Origin of the sequence: Devosia sp. XK-2 (genome assembly GCF_037113415.1) — a bacterium.
Classification (GTDB): domain Bacteria; phylum Pseudomonadota; class Alphaproteobacteria; order Rhizobiales; family Devosiaceae; genus Devosia.
Genome location: NZ_CP146608.1, coordinates 2,442,418 through 2,456,953, shown reverse-complemented (window position 1 = coordinate 2,456,953; position 14,536 = coordinate 2,442,418). Strand labels below are relative to the sequence as shown.

The following is a 14,536-nucleotide window of genomic DNA, read 5'->3' as shown; positions in this document are numbered from 1 at the left end:
CGCCGGGAACATTTATGCAAACGCTGGCTGAACGCAATCTGAACGCGATGGCGTGGTTTATTGGGCGGGTATGGCCCGCTTTTTTCCGGTTTCGTCCAGCGAGACATAGACGAAGCGCGCCTCGGTGACTTTGGTGCGATCATCGAGCCGGTTGCGGCGCACCCAGGCTTCGAGACCCACAGTGATGGAGGTGGTGCCGACCCGTTCGATGGTGGCATAGACACAGAGCACGTCGCCGACCTTGACCGGGGCAATGAAGGTCATGGCCTCCACGGCCACGGTCACCACTCGGCCCTTGACCCGTTCGACCGCGGCGATGGCGCCGGCAATATCCATCTGGCTCATGACCCAGCCGCCGAAAATGTCGCCGGCCGGATTGGTGTCTGCGGGCATGGCCAAGGTGCGGATGGTCAGGGCGCCGGTGGGCTCGGTCGCGTCATTCTGCATGGTTCAGGGTCCTTTTACCGGCCAGCGGCCAAACGCTTCTTCCCAGTGTTCGCGACAGAGCGAGACATAGTCGGCTTTTTCGGGAGCCACGGTATTACCATCGGTCTGCACCCGTCCATTGGCATCCCGGCGTACGACCATAGTCGCCTTGGCGCCGCACCAGCAGATGGTGCGGATCTCGCGCAGGCTATCGGCGATGGCCAGAAGCTCGACGGCACCGGGGAAGGGGCGGCCGAGAAAGTCGGTGCGCAGACCATAGCACATGACCGGGATATTGAGCCGGTCGGCGACGCGCGCCAATTGCCAGACATGTTCGCGGGTGAGGCACTGAACCTCATCGAGAAACACGCAATCGATCTTGGATTCGAGCGCATAATCGTGGATGCGGACATAGAGATCGACATCGTCGTCATAAAGTTCGGCGGGCTCGGATATGCCCAGGCGCGAGCTGATGACCCCCGGTTTACCGCCGGCATAGGCGGCGCAGGTGAAAAGCAGTACCCGCATGCCGCGTTCGCGGTAATTATAGGCAGCCTGGAGCAGCAAGGTAGACTTGCCGGCATTCATCGCCGCATAGGAAAAATAGAGCTTGGCCATGGTCGCGCCTGAAACAGGGGCTTCACTTTTGGCGCAGGGACGGGGCCGGTGCGAGGCAAAATAGAGCGCGGTCCACAAAAAAAGGCCGCCCTGAGGCGGCCAGGACCGATCCTGTCGGTCGGGAAAGCCGGGGGTTGGCGGTCCGGGCCTTCCGATGCCGGCGCGGCGTTGGGGACGCGGGGCCGACAATCCTGGCCAATGGGGGGAGCCGGGATAGGCGGACCCTAGTAAGGCAAGATGACAGCGGCGTGACGTGCTTGTTACAAGTGCCGTTTTATTGCCTGGACCTGTTGTTCAGCTTGGGTTCAGGTGCCGGGAACCAGGCTATAGGGGCCAGATGTGCAAAAGGTCGACCATGTTCAGTATACCCCGTTTGTTCGCCGCCCTTGTTCTTGCAATTGTGCCGGCTGTGCCCGCCATGGCCTCGCCCGATGGCATCTGGGAGCTGGAAACGCGCGATACGCGGTTTTCGCTCGAAATGTGCGGGGATGGAACGCGGCTTTGCGGTGAATTGGTGTGGCTTTCGGACGCTGACTATAACGAGCAGTACAAGCCCTACCTCAACCGCCCCATGGCCGATGCTCTGGCCCCTTCCGGCCCGGGGCAATGGAAGGGCACGCTGCATCTGTTCGGCCACAAACTGAGCGGCACGATCACCCAGCGCAGCGAGAACCAGATGACCCTGTCGGGTTGCGCGTTCCTGGTGGTTTGCAAGACCTATCAGATGTATCGGCACGCACCGTGATCCGGCTATTATCGGGCTTCGCGCTCGCGTTTCTGGCCGCAACACAGGCAATGGCCTCGCCGGTCGGGCTGTGGGAAATCGAAATGCGGGATTCGCGCTATGAGGTGACCCTGTGCGGGGACGGCACGGAACTTTGCGCCGAGCTGGTCTGGCTGGGCAATGGGGCCGATAATGCGGAAAACCTGCCCTATCTCAATACCATGCTGATCGACCATGCCCGGCAGACGCGGCCGGGGCAGTGGAAGGGTGACCTGCACATCTATGGGCAAAGCGCGGCGGGGACGATTACCCAGGTCAGCGCCGACCAGATCACGCTCAAGGGTTGCGTGGCCTTTGTGATCTGCAAGAGCTACCAGATGTACCGGTATGGCGAGTAGAAATCGCCAGTTGTTCTGATGACCCCAGTGCCGGCCTGGCACGGATCCCCTCACCCTGACCCCTCCCCAGAGGGGCGAGGGCGCGCAGGAGCGCGAGAGCTTTGATCTACCCCCTTAATTGACGGTACGCGGCACGTGGACCTTGCGGCGAGCCCAAAGCGGGGGAATGGCCTCGACCAGGAGGATGGCGGCGAAGATGAGGGCGGCGCCGGCATAGCCGACCAGAGGCAGGCGCTCGCCAAGGACCACAGCGGCGCCGAGAGCTGCAAAGAGGCTTTCTGCCGACAGGATGATCGCCGCATTGGCTGCAGGCACATGTTGCTGACCGATGGCCTGGAGGGTGAACCCCACAGCTGTGGAAAGCACGGCGGCATAGGCGATTTCGAGCCAGCCGGCGGCAATGCCTGCAAAGGTGGGCGCCTCGGTGGGCAGGGCGATGATGCTGGCAGCGATACCGGCGACGAGGAAGCTGACGGAGGACACGAAGATGGGCAGGCCGGTCATCCTGGCGACATGGCCGAGCAGGATGACATGCATGGCCCAGAACATGGCGCTGCAGACGATGAGCCAATCCCCGGCATTGAAGCTGTCGAGGCCCCCGCCATTGAGGAAATAGATGCCGACCAACGCCATGGGCACGCCGACAAAGATGATCGGATGCGGGCGGGTGCGGAACAGGAGGAAACCCAGCAAAGGCACGAAGAAAACATAGAGTCCGGTGAGAAAACCACCATTGGTAGCGGTGGTGGTGGCCAGGCCCGCCTGTTGCAGCCATGAGCCTAGGAAGAAGACCGTGCTCATGGCCAGAATGAAGAACCAATGGGTGCCGGTGAGGCGAATGGCCTTGCGGCGCAATTCATGCAGGGCGAGCGGCAGGATGAGCAGACCGCCGATGAGGAAACGGACGCCGGCAAAGGTCAGCGGCCCCATGGCGTCCATGGCCGATTTCTGGGCGATGAAGGCAAAGCCCCAGAACATGGTGCAGAGCAGGAGGACAAGGGAGGCGAGAGGACGAGACATGGGGGCTAACTCTTTGGAACTTGGCGGACTCTGACCGGGCCGCCCTCGGGCTTGACCCGAGGGCCTCTGGCGATCTGCGCCAAGGTTTCGGCGTCCGCTGAGACTGGCCCTCGGGTCAAGCCCGAGGGCGGTGTCGTGGTTATGACAGCGCCGGTGTCAGAGTTCGGCATCCAACGCGGTGATGAGCTGCTGGATTTCTGCGGGCGTGGTGTAGTGCACGAAGGAGAGGCGGAGGACGCCGTGATTGTGGGGATCGATGTCCAGCGCCTCGAGCAGACGCACCGCATAGAAATTGCCGCCGGAGGCCATGACACCGTGTTTGGCGAGGCGTCGCGCCAGGTCGATACCGGGTTCGGCATGCAGCACTGAAATGGTCGGGGCCCGTTTCTGCGGATCGGATGGGCCGATGATGCGCAAGTCGTTGCGGACTCGCAGATAATCGAGCAATGGGGCGGCAAGCGCAATTTCCTGCGCGCGCATGGCGGCATGGGCGCGGCGGAACGGATCCACACCCTGAACGGTGGCCGGGGCAAGGGCGGCGACCTGTTCGAGATAGTCGACAATGCCGGCGCTGGCGGCGATCTGGGCATGATCAGGACCTGCCGGTGTCAGGCGATAGCGCAGCTTGGCGTCGTTGAAATAGTGCCCCTGATTGGGCAAGGCGCGCGCCAGTTCGGGGCGAACGGCGATGATGCCCTGATGGGGGCCATAGGTCTTATAGGCCGAGAAAAAGTAGATATCGGCACCGAGCGCCTTGAGGTCCGGCAAGCCGTGGGGCGCATAGCTGACGCCATCAACGGCAAGGACCGCGCCCACAGCATGGGCGCGGCTGGCGATGTCGGCAATTGGATTGATATCGCCCACAATATTGGAGCAATGTGGCGCGGCGACCAGCTTGACCCTGTCATCGAGCAGCGCGTCGAGTGCATCGAGCGACAGGCGGGCGGTCTCGGTATCCACCCGCCATTCGCGCACTTCGATGCCGCGGTCGGCCAGGCGGCGCCAATTGCCCGTATTGGCTTCATGATCCTGGTTGGTGACGATGACGGCATCGCCGGGCTTGAGCCAATCGGCAAAGGCCTTGCCCAGCACATAGGTATTGGCGGAGCTGGAGGGGCCGATATGGATCCAGTCGGCGGGCACATTGAGGGCCTGGGCCAGCCGCTCATAGGCATGGTCCATGGCCTGCCCGGCCGCCTCGGAGGCAGCATAGACGCCATAGGGTTGCACCTTGGTGGCGCGATAATAGTGATCGAGAATGTCGAGCGTGGCCTGGGCCGTATAGGAGCCACCGGCATTTTCAAAGAAAGCCTGGCCGGCAAGGCTGGGCTCGGCGAAGGCCGGGAACAGGGCGCGGATGCGCGTGGGGTCGAGGGGAAGAGTGGTCATGGATTGCCCGCAGGGAAATGTCTCTCCTGTCGTATTCGAGGTGCGGGCAAAAGCAAACCCCGGCTGTTGAGAGCCGGGGTCGGTGGCGGTCGCCGGTTTGGGGGCGAGGGCGAACGCCACTGGGACGGCCTGCCGACGAAGGGGCAGCAGGCCGGGTCTGAAGGCCGGTATCGGAGCGCCGGGATTAGCGGTTGCCCTGGCCCATGGGGCGCTGGCCGTCATGCTGGCCAAAGCCGCCCTGGTGCTTGCCCATGCCGACCATGCGGTCGCCGTGCTGCGCCGCCAATTCCGCCTTCTGATCGTCGGTCAGGCTGTCGAAGAAGGCGGTGAAGGCCGGTTGCACAGCTTCAAGCGCGGCGAGGCGCGCCGTCTCGATGGCGATGCGATTGTCGAAGCGCTCCGAAATGTCGGGACGCTCGGCGGTGTCGCCAGCGGCCGGGCGGGCGGGGCGGAGCCCTTCAGTGGCAGCATCGAATGCGGCGGCGGCGGCCAGGGCATCGGACTTGAGGGCTTCGAGCAGTACGGTCTGCTCGTCCGTCAGGTCGATGGCATGGCTGAGGCGGACAGCGGCAATCTCGATGGCTTCGGCGCCGCGCTCAATATTAAACAGGCCGCGTTCGCCGCCGCCCTGGCGCATGCCCGGGCCGTTGCGGAAGCCGCGCTCGGTGCCGTCGGCCGGGCCCATTGGCTGCTTTTGCGCCGCCGGGCCAGCGCCGGCGCCCGCATTCTGGGCCATGGCCGGAGCGAGGGCACCGAGGCCAATGGAGGCCGCAATCAGGGCCACGATGGCGGTGGTGGAAATCGTCTTCATGGTCATTCATCCTTTGCATGGGATATCGCCGGTAACCGGCATGGATGTGACCTTAGGGAAGCTCAACTTTTCGCGACCTTGCGGGCGCATGAAGAGTTGGAGAGGTTGGTAAGGTGGCAAGGGCCGGGGCCTGCGCCGGGCCCGGCCCTGTCACAAGGGGCAATCGATGTCAGCTCGCAATATATTCGCGCAGGGCCTCGGCTTCGTGTTCGACCTCGGCGATCTTGAGCTTGACCACGTCGCCAATGGAAATGATGCCGGTCAATATGCCGTTTTCGGCAATCGGCATATGGCGGATGCGGCGCCTGGTCATGACTTCCATGACCTGATCGATGGTCGTGGTGCGCTCGGCGGTGACGACGCCTTTGGTCATGCAATCGGCAATGGAAAGGGCGAGCGCTCCGGAGGGGTGTTTGCCAAGCTGGCGCACGATATCGCGCTCGGAAAGAATGCCGACGATGCGTTTCTTGTCATCGGTGATGACCACGGCACCGATATTGTGCGCATTGAGCAGGTTGACGGCGTCGGCCAAAGTGCCGGTCGGGGGCAGGGTGTAAACGGAGACCCCCTTGGTCTGCAGGATGGTATCGACATGCATGGGTCAGTCCTCCTGAAAGAGAAGGCGAGTGTGAACCCGCCGCCACCGGTCGGCAATAGGCCGAAAGTCAAAAAGAAACGGCCGGCACAGGGCCGGCCAGTTGGTCGTCAGGGGGAAACAATGTCAGTGGCTTAGCGCTGGCTGTCCTGGGTCGCCCAATCGGTTTGACGGGCGGGACGGGTAGCAGTCTGAGCCGGTACGGGGCCGCGCCAGACAAAACGCGCGACCTCGAATAGCAGGGCAAGGAGCAGAAGCGTCAGCGGCACCATGAAAACCGCGATCTGGGTATCAGGCTGGGCGGCAATATTGGCGGCCTGGACCGGCGCGACACCGATCAACAGAGCGCCAATGGCCACCAGGGCGGTGCCTATGGCACCGAAAACAGCCATGAGCCTGAAACTTTTGCGCCTGGGGGACGTAGATATTTGCATGGGATCGACGTCTTATCCTCGCTTCTAATGGTCGTATGAAAGCAGATAAAAACGGTTCGACTATGAAGTGAAGGCGGTCAGGACGGGACTATTTGAGGGCAGAAGTGTGGCGGGCGGCGCCCGCTGGAAGCGAGGAGACGGCCAATGCGCGTACTCTGGACCCTTATTTTGAGCGTGATGCTCCTCTTGCCCGTGGCGGCGCAGGACGCCCAATATCCATGGCGTGAAACGGTGACAGGGCAGATCCTGGCCTTGCGCAGTGCGGATGGCGAAACCGCGCTGTCTTTTGCCGGGGCCGCGTTCCGGGCCAATTATCAAAGCAATCCGCAGCAATTCGCCGATGATGTGGTGCGGTCCGGTTATGGACCTATCGGACAATCGCGATCGCATAGCTTTGGCGCGTTTCGGGAATTGGCGCCGGGCGTGGTGTTGCAGGAGGTCGAGTTCATCGGGGCCGATGGACGCGTATGGGAAGCGGTCTATCAGCTCGCCGATGAACGCGATGAGGGCTGGCGGGTGCAGGGCGTGGTGCTGCGCAGTACGTCGGGGCTGGGCATTTAGGTTCTTGTTTTATCGCGTGTCCGGACCGGACAGGTGGCAATCCGCCTATTCCAGAAGTGCTCTGGCGCGCGGCCATCAGCCCTGGAAGACGTGGCGGGCCCGGTGGAGCGCCGCCTTGGCAGAACCCCTATTTGCCCTGGCCGGCCAGAACCGCAGCCAGGTGAATATGCCCAGACCGCCGCGGGTGCGCCGATGCCTTTCGACAGCAGTTTCGATATCGGGTTCGTAGAAGGATTGATGGAAGGCGTCCTTGAACAGGTAGCTGGCGGGGATCATTTTTCGACTCCGTGACTCTCCGGTGAAGTTGAATCGATTCAATTGCTGAACATGATCGCTCTTGAATCGGTTCAAAAATGAAGGTTCGGGGTCGTGCTGTCAAGATTAATTGAACCGATACAAAAAATTTGTTATCTGCCGGTCATGGAGAGCGAAAAATGACCAGTCCGGGTGGCCCGGTGAGGTTGCGGGATGTCGCGCGGGCGGCCGGGGTGTCACAGGGGACGGCGTCCAATGTGTTCAACCGGCCTGATGTGGTGCGGCCCGAAGTGCGCGAGCGTGTGCATGAGGCGGCCAGCAAACTCGGCTATGCCGGGCCCAGCCTGACGGGCCGCCTGCTTCGCGCGGGAAAGGTCAATGCCATTGGCGTCGCCACGGCCGAGCCGCTGACCTATTTTTTCGCGGATCAATGGGCCCGGACAGCCATGCTTGCCTTGTCGGCGGCCTGTGACCGGCGCGGGGCGGGGCTCTCGCTGGTTTCGAGCGGCAATGACGAGCGCATGGCCTGGAATATCCAGAGCGCGCTGGTCGATGGGCTGGTGCTTTTATGCGCCGAAGAGGGCCGGGCGCTGGTTGGCGAGACGGAGAAGCGCGAATTGCCCTTTGTTGCGCTCGGCATGGAGGAAGGGCTGGGCGATGCGCCGGGCATTGCCATCGACAATCACGGCGGGGCGGAAGCGGCCGCCAACCATCTGGTGGGCCTGGGGCATAAACGCGTGGCGATCCTGGGTATTGGCGAAATGTGGAACGGACATCTGCCTGCGCCCGAGCAGGTGCTGGAAACGCCCTATCTGACCGTGCGGGACCGGGTGTTGGGCTATTGGGCCGGCCTGGAGCGGGGCGGGATCGACCGGCGCGACATTCCCTATGCCGATACCGACAGTACGCATGAAGGGGTCTGGGCGGCCATGGAGCAGCTTTTTGCGCTTCCGGCGCCGCCGACGGCCATTCTGGGGATGTCGGATCGCGTGGCGCTGTTCGCCATGGGGTGGCTGACCAGCCGGGGATTGCGTGTGCCCCAGGATGTGTCGGTTATCGGATTTGATGGGGTGCCGGAGTCGGCTGACGCGGTGCCGGCGCTCAGCACGGTGCAACAGCCGTTCGAGACCATGGCGGAACTGGCCGTGGCGGCCATTCTGGATGGTGAGCCGATCGATCCGGAGGCGGTTCTGCCGCTGCCACTGATCCTGCGCGACAGCACGGGACCGGCGCCGCAATAAGGGACCTTTCGCAAGGATCGCCGATATTCTAAACCCTTGTCGCACTTGTTGGAGGCGATGATGGGTTTTCTGTCCGATGCATTGGGGCGCGTGGCGCCGTCGGCGACTGTGGCAATCAGCCAGAAGGCGCGGGTCATGGCGGCCGAGGGCAAAGACATTATCGCCCTTTCGGCCGGGGAGCCGGATTTCGATACGCCCGAGCATGTGCGCGACGCCGCCAAACGCGCCATGGACGAAGGCAAGACGCGCTATACCAATGTCGACGGCATTGCCGAGCTCAAGGAAGCAGTGGCAGCCAAGTTCCGGCGTGACAATGGGCTCGAGGTGACGGCGGCGGATTGCTTCGTCGGCTCTGGTGGCAAGCAGATCATTTTCAACGCGCTGATGGCGACGCTCAATCCGGGTGACGAGGTGGTCGTGCCGGTGCCCTATTGGGTGAGTTATCCGGAAATCGTGCGGCTCTGCGGGGCTGAGCCGGTCTTTGCGGTGGCCGATGCGTCCACCGGGTTCAAGTTGACGCCGGCGGCGCTGGAAGCGGCCATCTCGCCCAAGACCAAGTGGCTCATTCTCAATACGCCATCAAATCCGACCGGGGCGGCCTATTCGGCTGAGGAACTCAAAGGGCTGGCCGAGGTGCTGATGCGGCATAGCCACGTGCACATTCTCACCGACGACATTTATGAAGCGCTGGTCTATGACGGCAGGACCTTTGCCACCATCGCCCAGGTGGAGCCCCGGCTGCAGGCCAGGACCCTCACCATGAACGGAGTTTCCAAGTCGCATGCCATGACCGGCTGGCGCATCGGCTATTGCACGGGGCCGAAGGAATTGCTGGCCGCGATGGTGAAGCTGCAGAGCCAGTCGACCACCAATCCCAGCTCGATCTCGCAATGGGCGGCGGTCGAGGCGCTGAACGGTCCGCAGGACTTCCTCAAGGACTGGCGCGAGGTATTCCAGGCGCGGCGCGACATGGTGGTGGCCGGGCTCAACGCCAATACCGGGCTCGATTGCCTGACTCCGGAGGGGGCATTTTATGTGTTTCCGTCCTGCCAGCGCTTGCTGGGCAAGACCAGCACGGGCGGCACCAAGCTGGTGACCGACGAGGATTTCGTGCTGGCGCTGCTGGAGGAAACTGGGGTGGCGCTGGTGCATGGCACCGCGTTCGGCCTGCCGGGGCATTTCCGCCTGAGCTATGCGGCGAGCAATGCGGAGCTGGAAGAGGCAGTGAAGCGCATTCAGGGGTTTTGCGCGGGCATTCACTAGCCCCGAGCCGCTCAGGGCCATCCCAGAAAAGAAAAAGGCCCCGCCCGAGGGGATGGGCGGGGCCGTTCGGTCTTTGGCAGGGCCGCTGACCTTGGAGGGGCGGGTCACCACGAACGCCGCCGTTGGGCGCAATATCCAATAGAGGCGAGGCCAGCACAAACGCGCAATCGGAAGTGCTGCTATGCAGATTCGCGGGCCGTCGGCGGGCAAAAAAAGAGGCTCCAACCGAAGTTGGAGCCTGATGATAGGGCCGAAGCCAAATCGCAAGTGATGGCCCAGATGCAAGGGAGGAGGATTTGCACCAGACCGGTGGATCGTCGCCGCGGGAGGAGGATGCGGTTTCGATCCGGTGTCGACTAACGCGGGTCCGAGGGAGGAGGATACGGAGCGGCGTCCTGTCGACGCTTTGAATATAGGATTTGACCTTTTGGTCAGCAATGCATTCCGCATCATAACTGCTATGCATTAGGCACAGCGACAATCTGTCCGTTTTCTAGGCAGACCGACAGGTTGATGACAGGTTGGCCCAGGTGCCGAAAAAAAAGGCCCCATCCGGAGATGGGGCCTGATGATAGGGCCGAAGCCAAATCGAAAGTGGGGCAGAGGAGCAAGGGAGGAGGAATATGCCGCTCTGCCATGGACCTTGGATCTAGGGAGGAGGAGAAGATCCTTGGTCCGGTATCGCGATGCGGGGTCCGAAGGGAGGAGGAGATCGGAGCGCGCCTCAGCGATGGGTCCTATATGAACTCTACCGGTTTGATAGACAATCCCGAAAGTGACATGTCAGCCATGCGTTTTTGCAGGGCTTGGCCAAACCAGAAGGGCAAAAAGAAAGGCCCCGCTCGAGGGGAGAGCAGGGCCCTAAGGAGGACAGGCACGAGGTCTGTCAGGAGGGAACGCAGCGGGCGCAAGGGAGGGAGGAGAAACACCCGCTGTGATGGGTGGGCATATAGGGGCGACGTGGCGGTACGCCAATCCGCTTCAGGTTATGTCTGCCATGCAAAACATGCATGGGAGGCGAAAAAAGATAACAAAATCAACGATCATGCGCTCCAGTACGGTGGGTTGCCCCGGTTTTGGAGGGTGATTTGTGACCGCGTTTAGGGCGGCGTGCTGCAAATTGATGCAGGCGCTGCGCATTGTTTGTGGTCGAATCCGGGGCGCCGACCCCCAGCCCAGGCTCAGCTCTGCGATTCGAAACGGTCGATGGCGCTCTGCAACTCGCCCAGATGCGCAATGCGGACATAGCGCGATCGGCCCTGGGGCTCTTCGGCATGCTCATAAGACCAGGTGAGGTCGTGCGGGACATAGGCGGCGAAGGCGCCGGCAGCCAGAGCGGGCAGAATGTCGGACTTGAGGGAATTGCCGGCCATGATGGTGTGCTCGGCGCCCTCGGTATGCCGCTCGAAGATGCGGCGATAGACCGGCTCGGTCTTGTCGGAGACCACCTCGACGGCGGCGAAATATTCGGCAAGGCCGGAGGCGGCAAGCTTGCGCTCCTGATCGAGAAGGTCGCCCTTGGTGATCAGGATCAGGCGGTATTTGTGCTGCAGGTGCTCGAGGGCCGCGTCAACATAGGGCAGGGTTTCGAGCGGATAATCGAGCAGTTCGCGGCCGGCAGCGAGAATTTCGGCAATGACCGTGCCGGGGACACGGTGCTCGGTGATTTCCAGGGCCGTTTCGAGCATGGAGAGGGTGAAGCTCTTGGCGCCGAAACCATAGAATTGCAGATTGCGCGCCGTGGCGGTGATCAGGCGGTCATTGAGATCGGGGGCGTCGGTATGGTCGCGCAACAGATCGGCAAAGCGCTGTTCGGTCAGGCGGAAGAATTGCTCGTTTTGCCAGAGGGTGTCATCGGCATCGAGGGCGATGGTGGTGATGCGAGGCATGGCATTGTACCATAGGGCCTAACGGCTCGGCTGGATGTGGAAATGACAAACTACTGGGAGAAAATAGATGGCTTTCGCAGTCCAGGTGAAGTCCTTCGCTTTGAAGCCTGGATTATGGAACAGATAGCAGGTGGAACGGCCATCAAGGTGCCCGTGTCCGCTCCATACAGCGTGGGCGGCTTTGACGAAGAGTGGTTTCAACATCTCGATAGCGGCGAGATATGGCGCCTGGTCAAGCCAGACTTTCCTTTTACTGGACTTTTCGAGCGAGTCGCTGACTGGAACGCAGACTGAAGGCGCCTGCCTAGAAGCTCCACTCGCGTGCTTTCGAAACCAGGAAGTCGCGGAAGACGCCGACGCGTTTGGAGTTTTTGAGGGCGGGCGGATAGACGAAATAGGCCTCATAGGCGGGCAGTTCGATCTCGGGGAGAATCTGGACCAGGCCATCCTCTTTCTCGGTGACGTAGTCGGGCAGCATGGCGATGCCGATGCCGGCGCGGCAGGCCTGCATCATGCCGTAGATGGCGTTGACGCGCAGCGCCGCGCGGCGGGGGCTGGAATCGGCGCGGCCCATGCGCTCGAGATAGTTGATATCGCCCAGATAGGACGGCACGGGCTCGCCGAAGCTGATGATGCGGTGATTATCCAGATCCTCGGGCGAGGACGGCATGCCATGCTCATCGATATAGGTATCGGCGGCATAGAAGTGGTTGTGGACTGTGAACAGCTTGCGCTGGATCATTTCGGACTGGTTGGGGCGGTGCAGGCGGATGGCAACGTCGGCCTCGCGCATGGCCAGGTCCAGCTCGGCATCATTGAGACGGATTTCGAGCTGGATCAGCGGATAGAGCTTGAGGAATTCGTCCAGGCGCGAGCTGAGCCAGGTGGAACCGATACCCACCGTGGTGGTGACGATCAGCGGGCCGGTCGGGACGTCCTGGCTTTCGGACATCTGGGTTTCGACCTGCTGCAGTTCCCAATGCATGCGGTGCGCGGTGCGGAAGAGCTGCTCGCCCACTTCGGTGAGCACCAGGCCGCGCGCATGGCGGATGAAGAGCTTGAGGCCGAGATCATCTTCCAGCGCGGAAATCTGGCGGCTGACCGCCGACTGGCTCATGCCGAGCTTTTCGGCGGCATGGGTGAAAGAACCCGACTCGGCGGCGGTGTGGAAGATCCGTAGCTTGTCCCAGTCGAGCATGTTCGCGGCGCTTTCTTTTGTGTGTTCTCAGCCAGGTCGGGCCGCAACCCAGACCGGAGGCGAGGGAGGCGCAAAAATTGTGACGGTGGTATGACTGACGCGCTGCATGTACGGGATTATTCCGCCGCCTCGGCCAGTTCGTATTCGGCCAGGAACCGTTCGGCATCGAGCGCGGCCATGCAGCCCATGCCGGCAGCCGTGACGGCCTGCCGGTAAACATCGTCGGTAACGTCGCCGGCCGCAAAGACGCCGGGCACATTGGTTTCGGTCGTGCCGGGCTTTACCTGCAGATAGCCGCCAGGCTTCATGTCGAGCTTGCCCGCGAAAATCGAGGTTGCCGGCGCGTGGCCAATAGCGACGAAGACACCGTCGATCGGCTGGTCATAGGTTTCGCCCGTCAGCGTATTGCGCAGGGTGACCGAATTGACCGATGGCGGCGCGGAGGTGCCGCCAACCTCGGCGACTTCAGTGTTCCAGCGCACCTCGATCTTGGGATGCTTGAACAGGCGCTCCTGCAGGATGCGTTCGGCGCGGAACTCGTCGCGGCGGTGCACGACGATAACCTTTTCGGCGAAATTGGTGAGGAACAGGGCTTCCTCGACCGCGGTATTGCCGCCGCCGACCACCAGCACCTGCTTGCCGCGATAGAAGAAACCATCGCAGGTGGCGCAGGCGGAAACGCCAAAGCCCTGGAATTGCAGTTCGGAGGGCAGGCCAAGCCATTTGGCCTGGGCGCCGGTAGCGATGATCAGGCTATCGGCGGTATAGGTGTCGCCGCTGTCGCCGGTCAGCACGAAGGGGCGCTTGTCCAGATCGACCTCGACGATGATGTCATTGACGATGCGGGTGCCGACATGCTCGGCCTGAGCCTTCATCTGGTCCATGAGCCAGGGGCCCTGGATGACGTCGGCAAAGCCGGGATAGTTCTCGACATCGGTCGTGATGGTCAATTGACCGCCGGGCTGCAGGCCCTGGATCATTACCGGTTCGAGCATGGCGCGCGCTGCATAGATGGCGGCGGTATAGCCGGCCGGGCCGGAGCCAATAATGATGACTTTCGCGTGCATCGCGACGCCTCTCCAACAGGTCAGGAATACTCCCTCGTCTCTTACTTAAGAGGCGAAGGCGCACAGTTTCAAGGCAAAGTCACTCCCGCCGCACAGATGCCGGCGGGAGTGAACAGGAAAGACACAGGAATTTCGGCTGGTGCCTAAAGTTTAGGCGCTAGACGTAGCGGATCTTGACGATCTCATAGCTTTTGGCGCCGCCGGGCGCGGCAACCTCGAACGAATCGCCTTCCTCCTTGCCGATCATGGCGCGGGAGAGCGGCGAGGAAATCGAGATGCGGCCAGCAGAGGCATCGGCCTCGGGATCGCCCACGACCTGATAGGTCTTTTCTTCCTCGGTATCTTCATCGATGAAGGTGACGGTGGCGCCAAACTTGACGGTGTCACCACTCAACTTGCTGACATCGATGATATCGGCCAGCGCCAGAAGCGTTTCGAGCTCCTTGATGCGGCCTTCATTGAGGCTCTGCTGCTCCTTGGCGGCGGAATATTCTGCGTTTTCAGACAGATCGCCGTGGGCGCGGGCTTCAGCAATGGCGTCGATAATGCGACGGCGCTCGTTGCTGGTGCGATGTTCGAACTCAGCCGCAAGGGCCTTGTGGCCCTGAACCGTCATCGGAACCTTGTCCATAATTGTGCTGCCTCCA

Annotated in this window: 18 protein-coding genes; 6 read left to right on the top strand and 12 right to left on the bottom strand. The window is 62.1% G+C overall.

The window, feature by feature from the left end; all coding sequences use genetic code 11:
- Positions 1-57: 57 nt before the first annotated feature.
- The gene (locus V8Z65_RS12015) at positions 58-447 is read right to left on the bottom strand and encodes an acyl-CoA thioesterase (RefSeq protein WP_338720325.1); all 390 of its coding nucleotides are present in this window, start codon (positions 445-447) and stop codon (positions 58-60) included.
- A 3-nt stretch (positions 448-450) separates the two neighbouring features.
- The gene (locus V8Z65_RS12010) at positions 451-1,044 is read right to left on the bottom strand and encodes a thymidine kinase (RefSeq protein WP_338720323.1); all 594 of its coding nucleotides are present in this window, start codon (positions 1,042-1,044) and stop codon (positions 451-453) included.
- A gap of 355 nt (positions 1,045-1,399) precedes the next feature.
- Between V8Z65_RS12010 and V8Z65_RS12005 the strand changes: the two genes are divergently transcribed.
- Together V8Z65_RS12005 and V8Z65_RS12000 are read left to right on the top strand one after the other, a co-directional pair.
- Positions 1,400-1,789 (top strand): hypothetical protein, encoded by a 390-nt coding sequence (locus V8Z65_RS12005; protein ID WP_338720321.1) that lies wholly within the window; start codon positions 1,400-1,402, stop codon positions 1,787-1,789.
- Entirely contained in the window at positions 1,786-2,166 is a 381-nt protein-coding gene (locus tag V8Z65_RS12000; RefSeq protein ID WP_338720319.1) for a hypothetical protein, read from the top strand. The genes V8Z65_RS12005 and V8Z65_RS12000 overlap by 4 nt, the downstream gene beginning before the upstream one ends.
- A gap of 114 nt (positions 2,167-2,280) precedes the next feature.
- Here V8Z65_RS12000 and V8Z65_RS11995 read toward each other — a convergent pair whose 3' ends face one another.
- From V8Z65_RS11995 to V8Z65_RS11975, 5 genes are all read right to left on the bottom strand, one after another.
- Positions 2,281-3,186 carry a DMT family transporter gene (locus V8Z65_RS11995; RefSeq protein WP_338720317.1) on the bottom strand — a complete coding sequence of 302 codons (906 nt, stop codon included), beginning with the start codon at positions 3,184-3,186 and terminating at the stop codon, positions 2,281-2,283.
- A 156-nt stretch (positions 3,187-3,342) separates the two neighbouring features.
- The gene (locus V8Z65_RS11990) at positions 3,343-4,575 is read right to left on the bottom strand and encodes an aminotransferase class V-fold PLP-dependent enzyme (protein WP_338720315.1); all 1,233 of its coding nucleotides are present in this window, start codon (positions 4,573-4,575) and stop codon (positions 3,343-3,345) included.
- A gap of 184 nt (positions 4,576-4,759) precedes the next feature.
- Positions 4,760-5,386, bottom strand: coding sequence for a Spy/CpxP family protein refolding chaperone (locus V8Z65_RS11985; protein ID WP_338720313.1), 627 nt, complete (start codon positions 5,384-5,386; stop codon positions 4,760-4,762).
- A 169-nt stretch (positions 5,387-5,555) separates the two neighbouring features.
- Complete coding sequence (locus V8Z65_RS11980) at positions 5,556-5,984, bottom strand: CBS domain-containing protein (protein ID WP_338720311.1); 429 nt, start codon at positions 5,982-5,984, stop codon at positions 5,556-5,558.
- A gap of 131 nt (positions 5,985-6,115) precedes the next feature.
- Positions 6,116-6,373: a hypothetical protein gene (locus tag V8Z65_RS11975; RefSeq protein WP_338720309.1), complete on the bottom strand. Its 258-nt coding sequence runs from the start codon at positions 6,371-6,373 to the stop codon at positions 6,116-6,118.
- 186 nt (positions 6,374-6,559) lie between these two features.
- Between V8Z65_RS11975 and V8Z65_RS11970 the strand changes: the two genes are divergently transcribed.
- Positions 6,560-6,976: a DUF4864 domain-containing protein gene (locus V8Z65_RS11970; protein ID WP_338720307.1), complete on the top strand. Its 417-nt coding sequence runs from the start codon at positions 6,560-6,562 to the stop codon at positions 6,974-6,976.
- 75 nt (positions 6,977-7,051) lie between these two features.
- On the opposite strand, the gene V8Z65_RS11965 is transcribed toward V8Z65_RS11970, so the two are convergent.
- Positions 7,052-7,252, bottom strand: coding sequence for a hypothetical protein (locus tag V8Z65_RS11965; protein ID WP_338720305.1), 201 nt, complete (start codon positions 7,250-7,252; stop codon positions 7,052-7,054).
- Between the two features lie 158 nt (positions 7,253-7,410).
- Here V8Z65_RS11965 and V8Z65_RS11960 point away from each other — a divergent pair, with 158 nt between their 5' ends.
- Both V8Z65_RS11960 and V8Z65_RS11955 read left to right on the top strand, forming a co-directional pair.
- A complete protein-coding gene (locus V8Z65_RS11960) occupies positions 7,411-8,472 on the top strand; it encodes a LacI family DNA-binding transcriptional regulator (RefSeq protein ID WP_338720303.1) in 1,062 nt (353 codons plus the stop codon).
- Positions 8,473-8,532: 60 nt separating this feature from the next.
- The gene (locus V8Z65_RS11955) at positions 8,533-9,735 is read left to right on the top strand and encodes a pyridoxal phosphate-dependent aminotransferase (protein WP_338720301.1); all 1,203 of its coding nucleotides are present in this window, start codon (positions 8,533-8,535) and stop codon (positions 9,733-9,735) included.
- A 1,181-nt stretch (positions 9,736-10,916) separates the two neighbouring features.
- Here the strand turns inward: V8Z65_RS11955 and V8Z65_RS11950 are convergent.
- The gene (locus V8Z65_RS11950) at positions 10,917-11,624 is read right to left on the bottom strand and encodes an HAD family hydrolase (protein ID WP_338720299.1); all 708 of its coding nucleotides are present in this window, start codon (positions 11,622-11,624) and stop codon (positions 10,917-10,919) included.
- Between the two features lie 42 nt (positions 11,625-11,666).
- On the opposite strand from V8Z65_RS11950, the gene V8Z65_RS11945 reads away from it, so the two are divergent.
- Complete coding sequence (locus tag V8Z65_RS11945) at positions 11,667-11,918, top strand: hypothetical protein (protein WP_338720297.1); 252 nt, start codon at positions 11,667-11,669, stop codon at positions 11,916-11,918.
- Positions 11,919-11,928: 10 nt separating this feature from the next.
- On the opposite strand, the gene V8Z65_RS11940 is transcribed toward V8Z65_RS11945, so the two are convergent.
- The 3 genes from V8Z65_RS11940 to greA all read right to left on the bottom strand — a co-directional run bounded on the left by V8Z65_RS11940 (position 11,929) and on the right by greA (position 14,520).
- Positions 11,929-12,822 carry a LysR family transcriptional regulator gene (locus V8Z65_RS11940; RefSeq protein ID WP_338720295.1) on the bottom strand — a complete coding sequence of 298 codons (894 nt, stop codon included), beginning with the start codon at positions 12,820-12,822 and terminating at the stop codon, positions 11,929-11,931.
- A 116-nt stretch (positions 12,823-12,938) separates the two neighbouring features.
- Positions 12,939-13,889 (bottom strand): thioredoxin-disulfide reductase, encoded by a 951-nt coding sequence (gene trxB / locus V8Z65_RS11935; RefSeq protein WP_338720292.1) that lies wholly within the window; start codon positions 13,887-13,889, stop codon positions 12,939-12,941.
- A gap of 157 nt (positions 13,890-14,046) precedes the next feature.
- Positions 14,047-14,520 (bottom strand): transcription elongation factor GreA, encoded by a 474-nt coding sequence (greA, locus tag V8Z65_RS11930; protein ID WP_338720290.1) that lies wholly within the window; start codon positions 14,518-14,520, stop codon positions 14,047-14,049.
- Between the last annotated feature and the right edge of the window lie 16 nt (positions 14,521-14,536).

Excerpts from the sequence above, each read along its gene's own strand:
- V8Z65_RS12005 (WP_338720321.1), top strand. The coding sequence starts at position 1,400 with ATGTTCAGTATACCCCGTTTGTTCGCCGCCCTTGTTCTTGCAATTGTG.
- V8Z65_RS11990 (WP_338720315.1), bottom strand. The coding sequence starts at position 4,575 with ATGACCACTCTTCCCCTCGACCCCACGCGCATCCGCGCCCTGTTCCCG.
- V8Z65_RS11970 (WP_338720307.1), top strand. The coding sequence starts at position 6,560 with ATGCGCGTACTCTGGACCCTTATTTTGAGCGTGATGCTCCTCTTGCCC.
- V8Z65_RS11940 (WP_338720295.1), bottom strand. The coding sequence starts at position 12,822 with ATGCTCGACTGGGACAAGCTACGGATCTTCCACACCGCCGCCGAGTCG.
- V8Z65_RS11995 (WP_338720317.1), bottom strand. The coding sequence starts at position 3,186 with ATGTCTCGTCCTCTCGCCTCCCTTGTCCTCCTGCTCTGCACCATGTTC.
- V8Z65_RS11975 (WP_338720309.1), bottom strand. The coding sequence starts at position 6,373 with ATGGCTGTTTTCGGTGCCATAGGCACCGCCCTGGTGGCCATTGGCGCT.
- V8Z65_RS11960 (WP_338720303.1), top strand. The coding sequence starts at position 7,411 with ATGACCAGTCCGGGTGGCCCGGTGAGGTTGCGGGATGTCGCGCGGGCG.
- V8Z65_RS11950 (WP_338720299.1), bottom strand. The coding sequence starts at position 11,624 with ATGCCTCGCATCACCACCATCGCCCTCGATGCCGATGACACCCTCTGG.
- V8Z65_RS12015 (WP_338720325.1), bottom strand. The coding sequence starts at position 447 with ATGCAGAATGACGCGACCGAGCCCACCGGCGCCCTGACCATCCGCACC.
- trxB (WP_338720292.1), bottom strand. The coding sequence starts at position 13,889 with ATGCACGCGAAAGTCATCATTATTGGCTCCGGCCCGGCCGGCTATACC.
- V8Z65_RS11955 (WP_338720301.1), top strand. The coding sequence starts at position 8,533 with ATGGGTTTTCTGTCCGATGCATTGGGGCGCGTGGCGCCGTCGGCGACT.
- V8Z65_RS11945 (WP_338720297.1), top strand. The coding sequence starts at position 11,667 with ATGACAAACTACTGGGAGAAAATAGATGGCTTTCGCAGTCCAGGTGAA.
- V8Z65_RS11985 (WP_338720313.1), bottom strand. The coding sequence starts at position 5,386 with ATGAAGACGATTTCCACCACCGCCATCGTGGCCCTGATTGCGGCCTCC.
- V8Z65_RS12010 (WP_338720323.1), bottom strand. The coding sequence starts at position 1,044 with ATGGCCAAGCTCTATTTTTCCTATGCGGCGATGAATGCCGGCAAGTCT.
- V8Z65_RS11980 (WP_338720311.1), bottom strand. The coding sequence starts at position 5,984 with ATGCATGTCGATACCATCCTGCAGACCAAGGGGGTCTCCGTTTACACC.
- greA (WP_338720290.1), bottom strand. The coding sequence starts at position 14,520 with ATGGACAAGGTTCCGATGACGGTTCAGGGCCACAAGGCCCTTGCGGCT.
- V8Z65_RS11965 (WP_338720305.1), bottom strand. The coding sequence starts at position 7,252 with ATGATCCCCGCCAGCTACCTGTTCAAGGACGCCTTCCATCAATCCTTC.